Below are 9,259 nucleotides of genomic sequence, written 5' to 3'. Positions count from 1 at the left end.
GGCCCTATGGCAAAAACGATCATCGAAAAGATTTGGGAACAGCATATTGTCTTTGAAGAGCCCGGGAAGCCGGATCTTTTATATATCGACTTGCACTTATTGCATGAAGTCACTTCTCCTCAAGCATTTGAAGGGCTGCGGCTGAATGGCCGGAAAGTGCGCCGGCCGGATTTGTGTTTTGCCACTATGGACCACAACGTGCCGACGCGAAACCGCGACCGGATCACGGACCCGATTTCGCGCAAGCAGATCAAGACGCTGCAGGAAAACTGCGAAGAGTTCGGGGTGCCGCTGGCCGGCATCAACCATCCTGACCAAGGCATTGTCCACGTCATCGGACCGGAGCTCGGGCTCACCCAGCCGGGCAAGACGATTGTCTGCGGCGATAGCCACACCTCCACGCACGGGGCATTCGGTGCGTTGGCTTTCGGCATCGGCACCAGCGAAGTTGAGCATGTCCTATCGACCCAGACGCTTTGGCAATCAAAACCGAAAACCATGGAAATCCGCATCGACGGCGAATTGGGCTTCGGTGTTTCTTCAAAAGACGTGATTTTGGCCATCATTGCGAAATTCGGCGTCGATATGGGCACCGGCCATATCATCGAGTATACGGGAGACGCCATCCGCCGCATGTCGATGGAAGAGCGCATGACCATCTGCAATATGTCGATTGAAGCAGGGGCGCGTGCCGGCTTGATCAGCCCGGATGAAACCACCGTGGCCTATTTGGAAGGACGCCGCCATGTGCCGCAAGGAGCCGCTTTTGATGAAGCTGCTGAGCGGTGGCTTGCACTGGCGACTGACGAAGGAGCGGTGTATGATGTATCGCTTTCCATCCATGCAGATGAGATCTCACCGTTTGTCACGTGGGGAACAAATCCGTCGATGGGTTCAGGGATTGCGGGGCATGTGCCTTACGCATCCGATTACGAGACTCAAGCGGACCGCGATGCACTGAAACAGGCGCTCGCCTATATGCAGCTTGAAGAGGGAGCTCCTTTGTCGTCAATCGACATCCAGCATGTCTTTATCGGTTCCTGCACCAATGCCCGAATCGGCGACCTTCGTGCAGCCAGTGCCATAGTTGAGGGACGCAAAGTGCATCCGTCTGTGACAGCCATTGTCGTTCCGGGATCAGAAACCGTTAAACGGGCGGCTGAAGCGGAAGGATTGGACCGGATTTTCTTGGAAGCCGGCTTTGAATGGCGAGAGACAGGCTGCAGTATGTGCCTAGCGATGAATGAAGATTCCGTACCGGCAGGGGAGCGCTGTGCTTCGACCTCCAACCGCAACTTTGAAGGGCGCCAAGGAGCAGGTTCCATGACGCATTTGGTCAGCCCGGTAATGGCTGCTGCCGCAGCGATCGAAGGGCATTTGACGGATGTCCGCAAATACATGAAAGAACCTGTGCCCAGCTCATAAACTGACTCATCAAGGAGGCCGCATAAATGAAGCCAATCAACCATATTGAAAGCGTCATGACGCCGCTTGACCGCAAAAACGTAGACACCGACCAAATCATCTCGAAGGAATTTCTGAAGCGCATCGAGCGCACCGGGTTCGGCAAGTATTTGTTCCATCACTGGCGCTTCCGCCCCGATGGCACTCCGGCTGAAGACTTTGTCTTGAATGATCCCCGTTTCAACGGCTCCGAAATCCTGGTTGCACAAGAAAACTTCGGCTGCGGCTCTTCACGCGAGCATGCCCCGTGGGCCATTCAGGACTATGGGTTCAATGTCGTCATCGCGCCCAGCTTTGCGGATATCTTCTATAATAACTGTGTCAAAAATGGCATCTTGCCTATCCGCTTAGCACATGCCGAAGTGGACGAGCTGATCCACAAAGGGCAGCAGCGTCCTTACCGGCTGGAAGTCAATTTGGAAGAACAGACCGTAACCGGTGAAGACGGCACGCATTACGGCTTCACTATCGACCCTTATTGGAAAGAGATGCTCTTAAAAGGCTGGGACGAGATCGCGTTAACCTTCCAATATGAATCTTACATTGCGGCATTTGAAGCAAAGCAGTTCGCATAGTTTCGGGATACGGTGAATTAATAAAGTGAAGAGTTATATGCCGCTTCGGCGCTTTGGGCATGGCTCCCGCAATGAGCCAAGAAAACCGCTCGTCTCATTGCTTCGCCTAGCCCGTAGGCGCACCGGCGCTGGTGGAGTTTATTGAAAGCTTATAGTTTCACTAATTTAGCAGTACTATCTGAGATATGAAGCAAAACAGCGCAGACGACTGCGGGAACAGCTCAGCGCGAGCCCGCGGCAAGCGCAGCTGTTTTGCGGAATATCGGGTATGAAAATCATTAGTTCACCGTATCCCGATTAAAAGAGGAGATGATTTTGTTGGGAATTCGTACGATACAGTAGGCTTATTCAATGCATTCGAGAAGTTGGCACCGATTGTCCACCGCACGCCGTGCAAGCAGTCCTATACGCTGAATTGCCTGACAGGCAGTGAAGTTTCACTGAAGCTAGAGAACCTGCAGAAGACGGGTTCGTTCAAAGTGCGGGGCGCCTTCAATAAAATCAGCCAGTTGTCAGACGCTGAATGTGAAAGAGGCATCGTTTGCGCTTCTGCCGGCAACCATGCCCAGGGCGTTGCAATGGCTGGAAAGGAAAAAGGGGTGCCGGTGACGGTATTCATGCCCGAAGGAACGCCGGAAGCGAAAGTCTTGGCTACGCGCCAGTACGGAGCGACGGTCCGCCTTGTCGGGAAGAGCTTCGACGAAGCCTATGCGGCAGCGAAAAAAGAGCAGTTGATGACAGGGGCTGCGTTTGTTCATCCATTCGACGACTTGGCCATTATTGAGGGCCAGGCGACAGTCGCGATGGAAATGCTCCAGCAATGCCCGGATCTTGATACCATCGTGGTGCCGGCAGGCGGCGGCGGGCTGCTCGCCGGGACGGCCATCGCTGTCAAAGTGATTCGTCCGGAAATCCGGGTGATTGGCGTGCAGGCAAGAGCCGCTTCCGCCATTGCATCGGTATTCCATGGCACAAACAACTCGGCAGTTCCATTTTTGCCGACGATCGCAGAAGGCATCAAAGTGAAAGAGCCGGGCAAATTGACCACTCAAATCATCCAAGCATACGTGGATGACGTCATCACTGTCAGCGAGCAGGAAATCGCTTCGTCGATCCTGTTCATGCTTGAACGGGAAAAGATGCTTGTGGAAGGAGCGGGAGCGGCTGCTGTAGCGGCAGTGCTCCATCATCACCTCCCTTTTCATTCCGCCCGCACCGGCATTATCGTCAGCGGCGGCAATTTTGATATCGGCAAACTCGAGGCATGCAGAAAAATCGCTACTGATATGGGTACGGCCAGTTCGTATTGATAGTGGGTCCCTTCGTATAAACGGAGGGTTTTTTTGTGTTTGCAAAAGCATATTGTCGGACTTTTTCCACTTTGGAAAAAGCCGGTTCAAGCGGTTGACATGTATTTATCAATTTGTTAATTTAGATGAGTACTTTAACGCTTTAGCAAACTAAAGGAGTAGAGATAGATATGAATGCAGTTGTACTTGCCGTTATCATCATGCTGGTATTAAGCCTGCTACGGGTCAATGTGGTTTTCGCCTTGCTGATCGGCGCATTGGCAGGGGGGCTTGCCGGCGGTTTATCGTTTACAGACACCATCACTGCCTATACGGAAGGTTTAGGGGCAGGGGCGACCATTGCGCTCAGCTATGCTATGCTGGGTGGGTTCGCTGTCGCCATTTCACGGACCGGAATTCCGGAATTGCTCGTTGCGGGCGTTCTGAAAATGGTCAATAAAGAAGGGGAAGCGACAAGGGAAGGGTTGGCGAAGGCGCTGATCGTTTTTGCTCTATTAGTCATGGCAGTTTTCTCGCAGAACTTGATCCCGATCCACATCGCATTTATTCCATTATTGGTTCCGCCGATTTTGCACATTCTTAACGAATTGAAAATCGACCGCCGCTTGATCGCATCGGTTCTGACATTCGGGCTGACAGCTCCGTATATTTTATTGCCATACGGATTCGGGCTGATTTTCCATGAGATCGTCGCGACCCAGATGGAGCTCGCAGGTTTGCCGATCGACATGGCGGATATCCCAAGAGCGATGGCGATTCCGGTCGGCGGCATGGCCATCGGACTGGCTGTCGCGGTATTCATCTCGTACCGTAAACCGCGGACTTATCAAACGCTCGCTACTACTATAGAAGAAACTCAAACAAAAACCGCTTCGACGAAAGATATCGTTGTGACCATCGTCGCGTTGGCTGCTGCGCTGTACGGACAGATCCAGACCGATTCAATGATCATCGGAGCCCTTGCCGGCATCCTGGTGCTTTACGTATTCGGAGCAATGAAATGGCGGGATGCGGACGACGTGCTCACTGCCGGGATGCGGATGATGGCGTTCATCGGCTTTGTCATGATCTCGGCGAACGGATTCGCTTCGGTCATTCAGGCGACAGGCGCAATCGAACCGCTCGTCTCAAGCGCATCGGATTTGTTCAACGGCAATAAAGGCGCCGCTGCCTTGGTCATGCTGATCATCGGCCTGGTCGTGACGATGGGCATAGGTTCATCATTTGCCACGATTCCGATCATCGCCGCCATCTTCGTTCCGCTCAGCATGGAGTTTGGCTTCTCGACAATTGCCATCATCGCATTGATCGGCACAGCAGGCGCGCTTGGCGATGCCGGATCGCCGGCGTCCGATTCGACACTCGGCCCGACCGCAGGGCTGGCTGTCGACGGGCAGCACAACCACATCTGGGATACGTGCGTTCCGACGTTCATCCACTACAACATTCCGCTCGTGATATTCGGCTGGATTGCGGTCATGTTGCTCAGTTAAAGAAGAATGTTCGGACTATTAGCGTATGGGTTGCTTAACCGTTGAATCCTGCTATAATAAAAAAAGCGAATAAAAGAAAGAATTTCGTTGAAAGCCTTGCGGAATTCTTTTTTCTTTTGTATAATGGTGAATGTTGGTCTTTGACTGCGATGAAGCGAGAGGTTACCGATACACCCGGCCGCTTTGCCATGGCGAGTGATTGGAAAATTTTCGTGGAGAATGTCTATCCAAAATAGGCGAAAAGGGAGGGAAAATAATGGCAAAACAAAAAATTCGTATCCGTTTAAAAGCATATGATCATAGAATCCTAGATCAGTCTGCTGAGAAAATTGTTGAAACTGCAAAACGTTCAGGTGCAAGCGTATCGGGTCCGATACCGTTGCCGACGGAAAAATCAGTTTACACAATCTTGCGTGCTGTCCATAAGTACAAAGATTCTCGTGAGCAATTTGAAATGCGCACACATAAACGCTTAATCGATATCGTTAACCCAACACCACAAACTGTGGATGCGTTAATGAAACTGGATTTACCATCCGGCGTTGATATTGAAATCAAACTTTAATCGGTAAACGAAATAGAAAAAACACAAAAATTGCAGGAGGTGTGACAACATGACCAAAGGAATCTTAGGTAGAAAAATCGGTATGACGCAAGTTTTTGCTGAGAACGGTGATTTAATCCCTGTAACTGTAGTTGAAGCTGCTCCAAACGTAGTGCTTCAAAAGAAAACAGTTGAGGTTGACGGCTACGAAGCAATCCAATTAGGTTTTGAAGACAAGCGCGAAAAGCTTGCTAACAAACCTTCTAAAGGACACGTAGCAAAAGCGAACACTGCTCCTAAGCGCTTCATTCGCGAACTTCGCAATGTAAACTTAGCTGATTACGAGATTGGTCAGGAAGTCAAAGTTGATGTATTCGCAGAAGGCGATGTAGTAGATGTCACAGGAACAACAAAAGGTAAAGGTTTCCAAGGTGTTATCAAACGCCACGGACAATCACGCGGGCCAATGGCTCACGGTTCACGTTACCACCGTCGTCCTGGTTCAATGGGGCCTGTTGCTCCAAACCGTGTATTCAAACAGAAGAAATTGCCTGGTCAAATGGGTGGAACAACAATTACAATCCAGAACCTTGAAATCGTTAAGGTTGATGTGGAACGTAACTTGCTTCTAATCAAAGGCAACGTCCCTGGTTCACGTAAAGCAATGCTTCGCGTTAAATCAGCGATCAAATCGAAATAATAGTTTTTAGAGGAAGGAGGAAACACGAATGCCTAAAGTAGCTTTATTAAATCAAACAGGTTCACAAGTTGGCGACATCGAATTGAACGACTATGTATTCGGTATCGAACCAAATGAAGCCGTATTATTTGACGCAGTAATCGCTCAGCGCGCTTCTCTTCGTCAAGGTAACCATAAAGTAAAAAACCGCTCTGAAGTAGCCGGCGGTGGTAGAAAGCCATGGCGCCAAAAAGGAACTGGACGTGCCCGTCAAGGTTCGATCCGTTCACCACAATGGCGCGGCGGCGGAGTCGTCTTCGGACCGACACCACGCAGCTACAGCTATAAATTGCCTAAGAAAGTACGTCGCTTAGCTCTTCGCTCTGCTCTTTCTTCAACAGTAGTCGGAGAAAAATTGATGGTACTTGAAGGATTGACATTTGACGCACCAAAAACAAAGTCATTTACACAATTGATCGGCGACCTTTCAATCGGTAAAAAAGCTTTGTTCGTAACTGCTGACCTTGATGAGAACGTAGCATTGTCTGCGCGCAACATCCAAGGCATGACAGTGGTGTCGGCAACTGGCATCAACGTATTGGACTTGCTTGGACATGACAAAGTTGTCATGACAAAAGCAGCGATTGAGAAAATTGAGGAGGTGCTTAGTTAATGGAAGCACGTGATATTCTAAAGCGTCCGGTCATTACTGAGCGTTCTTCTGAAGTAATGGCAGATAAGAAGTACACTTTCGAAGTGGACACTCGCGCTAACAAAACACAAGTTAAACATGCAGTTCAGGAAATCTTCGGAGTTCAAGTTGAGAAAGTCAACATCATGAACTACAAAGGGAAATTCAAACGCATGGGCAAACACGCAGGCTACACAAACAAACGCCGCAAAGCGATTGTTAAGTTGACTGCTGACTCAAAAGACATCGAATTGTTCGAAATTTAATTTTTCATAAGTTCTTAAGGAACTACTAACGAAGGAGGGAAACAACATGGCGATTAAAAAATATAAACCTACCTCCAACGGTCGTCGTAACATGACGAGTTCTGATTTCGCTGAAATCACAACGAACAAGCCTGAAAAATCGCTTTTACAGCCAGTAAAGCGCAAAGGCGGCCGTAACAACCAAGGTAAGTTAACTGTACGCCACCACGGCGGCGGACATAAACGCCAATACCGTGTCATCGATTTCAAACGTAACAAAGATGGCATTCCAGGACGCGTTGCTACAATCGAGTACGATCCAAACCGTTCTGCGAACATCGCATTGATCCACTACGCTGATGGGGAAAAACGCTACATCTTGGCTCCTAAAGGAATCGTAGTCGGAACACAAATCATGTCAGGCGTTGAAGCCGACATCAAACCAGGTAACGCACTTCCGTTATCAAACATCCCAATGGGTTCTACAATCCACAACATTGAATTGAAGCCAGGCGGCGGCGGACAACTTGTACGCTCAGCAGGAACTTCAGCTCAGGTATTGGGTAAAGAAGGCAAATACGTAACTGTTCGTTTGCAATCAGGCGAAGTTCGCATGATCCTTGCTACTTGCCGCGCTACTATCGGTGCTGTAGGGAACGAACAACACGAATTGATTAACATCGGTAAAGCAGGACGCAACCGCTGGTTAGGCAAACGCCCAACAGTCCGCGGATCTGTAATGAACCCGAACGATCACCCGCACGGTGGTGGTGAAGGACGTTCGCCAATCGGACGTAAATCACCAATGTCTCCATGGGGCAAACCAACTCTTGGGTACAAAACACGCAAGAAAACGAACAAGTCAGACAAGTTCATCGTGCGTCGTCGTAAAAAATAATTTGATTCCGCTACGGTTCGCCATAAGAACCGTGGTGCAATCACGAAGGGAGGATCCCAAATGGGCCGCAGCTTGAAAAAAGGACCTTTTGCTGATGATCATCTTTTGAAGAAAGTTGATGCACAAAAGGACTCTGAGAAAAAACAAGTGATTAAAACTTGGTCTCGCCGTTCTACAATTTTCCCGACATTCATCGGACAGACAATTGCAGTATACGATGGTCAAAAACACATCCCTGTATATGTAACTGAAGATATGGTCGGCCATAAACTAGGTGAATTTGCTCCAACACGCAAATACGCTAGTCATGGCGCAGACGACAAGAAAACAAGACGTTAATTGAGAGGAGGATTTCCCCATGCAAGCAAAAGCTGTCGCTAGAACAGTACGTATTGCTCCTCGTAAAGTCCGTTTAGTAGTAGATTTAATCCGAGGCAAGCAAATCGGCGAAGCTGTTGCGATTTTGAACCACACTCCGAAAGCAGCATCTATTGTTGTTGAGAAGTTATTGAAATCTGCAGCTGCTAACGCTGAACACAACTACGAAATGGATCTGAACAACTTGGTTGTCAGTGAAGTATTCGTTGATGAAGGTCCAACACTGAAACGTTTCCGTCCACGTGCAATGGGACGCGCGAGCGCAATCAATAAACGTACAAGCCACATCACACTAGTGGTATCTGAGAAGAAGGAGGGATAATTCGTGGGACAAAAAATACATCCAATCGGGATGCGTATCGGCATCATTCGTGACTGGGAGTCAAAATGGTACGCTGAAAAGGACTATGCGACACTTCTTCACGAAGATATTAAAATCCGTGAATACATCGAAGCACGTTTGAAAGAAGCTTCAGTTTCTAAAATCGAAATTGAGCGCGCTGCAAACCGTGTAAACGTAACAATTCACACTGCGAAACCAGGGATGGTAATCGGTAAAGGTGGTTCTGAAGTAGAAGTACTTCGCACTCAACTGAACAACATGACTGGCAAGCGTGTACACATTAACATCATTGAAATCAAGAGAGCTGACCTTGATGCGAAACTAGTTGCTGAAAGTGTTGCACGTCAATTGGAAAACCGCGTGTCTTTCCGCCGTGCACAAAAACAAGCAATCCAGCGCACTATGCGTTCTGGCGCTAAAGGGATCAAAACTCAAGTATCTGGACGTCTAGGCGGCGCTGACATTGCGCGTGCTGAACACTACAGTGAAGGTACTGTTCCGCTCCATACGCTTCGTGCTGATATCGACTATGCGCACGCTGAAGCTGACACTACTTACGGCAAACTTGGCGTAAAAGTATGGATCTACCGCGGTGAAGTCCTTCCAACTAAGAAGAAATCTGAGGAAGGAGGCAAATAA

Annotated in this window: 12 protein-coding genes; all 12 read left to right on the top strand. The window is 49.1% G+C overall.

Going from position 1 to position 9,259, the window contains the following annotated elements; all coding sequences use genetic code 11:
* Positions 1-6: 6 nt before the first annotated feature.
* The 12 genes from leuC (at position 7) to rpsC (ending at position 9,259) form a co-directional block, all read left to right on the top strand.
* Complete coding sequence (leuC, locus tag ACFSDB_RS17825; protein ID WP_204893710.1) at positions 7-1,425, top strand: 3-isopropylmalate dehydratase large subunit; 1,419 nt, start codon at positions 7-9, stop codon at positions 1,423-1,425.
* Between the two features lie 26 nt (positions 1,426-1,451).
* A complete protein-coding gene (leuD, locus tag ACFSDB_RS17820) occupies positions 1,452-2,039 on the top strand; it encodes a 3-isopropylmalate dehydratase small subunit (RefSeq protein ID WP_204893711.1) in 588 nt (195 codons plus the stop codon).
* A gap of 365 nt (positions 2,040-2,404) precedes the next feature.
* Entirely contained in the window at positions 2,405-3,349 is a 945-nt protein-coding gene (locus ACFSDB_RS17815) for a threonine ammonia-lyase (protein ID WP_377340839.1), read from the top strand.
* Positions 3,350-3,519: 170 nt separating this feature from the next.
* Positions 3,520-4,842, top strand: a complete 1,323-nt coding sequence (locus ACFSDB_RS17810; RefSeq protein ID WP_204893712.1) for a Na+/H+ antiporter family protein — start codon at positions 3,520-3,522, stop codon at positions 4,840-4,842.
* 256 nt (positions 4,843-5,098) lie between these two features.
* Positions 5,099-5,407, top strand: a complete 309-nt coding sequence (gene rpsJ, locus ACFSDB_RS17805) for a 30S ribosomal protein S10 (protein WP_004233624.1) — start codon at positions 5,099-5,101, stop codon at positions 5,405-5,407.
* Between the two features lie 49 nt (positions 5,408-5,456).
* The gene (gene rplC / locus ACFSDB_RS17800; protein WP_204893713.1) at positions 5,457-6,086 is read left to right on the top strand and encodes a 50S ribosomal protein L3; all 630 of its coding nucleotides are present in this window, start codon (positions 5,457-5,459) and stop codon (positions 6,084-6,086) included.
* A gap of 28 nt (positions 6,087-6,114) precedes the next feature.
* Complete coding sequence (gene rplD, locus ACFSDB_RS17795) at positions 6,115-6,738, top strand: 50S ribosomal protein L4 (protein WP_204893714.1); 624 nt, start codon at positions 6,115-6,117, stop codon at positions 6,736-6,738.
* Positions 6,738-7,022 carry a 50S ribosomal protein L23 gene (gene rplW, locus ACFSDB_RS17790; protein WP_204893715.1) on the top strand — a complete coding sequence of 95 codons (285 nt, stop codon included), beginning with the start codon at positions 6,738-6,740 and terminating at the stop codon, positions 7,020-7,022. The genes rplD and rplW overlap by 1 nt, the downstream gene beginning before the upstream one ends.
* Before the next feature lie 46 nt (positions 7,023-7,068).
* Complete coding sequence (gene rplB, locus ACFSDB_RS17785; protein WP_204893716.1) at positions 7,069-7,899, top strand: 50S ribosomal protein L2; 831 nt, start codon at positions 7,069-7,071, stop codon at positions 7,897-7,899.
* 60 nt (positions 7,900-7,959) lie between these two features.
* Positions 7,960-8,238: a 30S ribosomal protein S19 gene (gene rpsS / locus ACFSDB_RS17780; protein ID WP_204893717.1), complete on the top strand. Its 279-nt coding sequence runs from the start codon at positions 7,960-7,962 to the stop codon at positions 8,236-8,238.
* A 19-nt stretch (positions 8,239-8,257) separates the two neighbouring features.
* Complete coding sequence (gene rplV, locus ACFSDB_RS17775) at positions 8,258-8,599, top strand: 50S ribosomal protein L22 (protein WP_203334933.1); 342 nt, start codon at positions 8,258-8,260, stop codon at positions 8,597-8,599.
* 3 nt (positions 8,600-8,602) lie between these two features.
* A complete protein-coding gene (gene rpsC / locus ACFSDB_RS17770; RefSeq protein ID WP_204893718.1) occupies positions 8,603-9,259 on the top strand; it encodes a 30S ribosomal protein S3 in 657 nt (218 codons plus the stop codon).

Origin of the sequence: Planococcus chinensis, assembly GCF_042681545.1 — a bacterium.
Lineage (GTDB): Bacteria > Bacillota > Bacilli > Bacillales_A > Planococcaceae > Planococcus > Planococcus chinensis.
The sequence above is the reverse complement of the archived record's forward strand: the minus strand, read 5'-3'. Positions and strand labels throughout refer to the sequence as shown.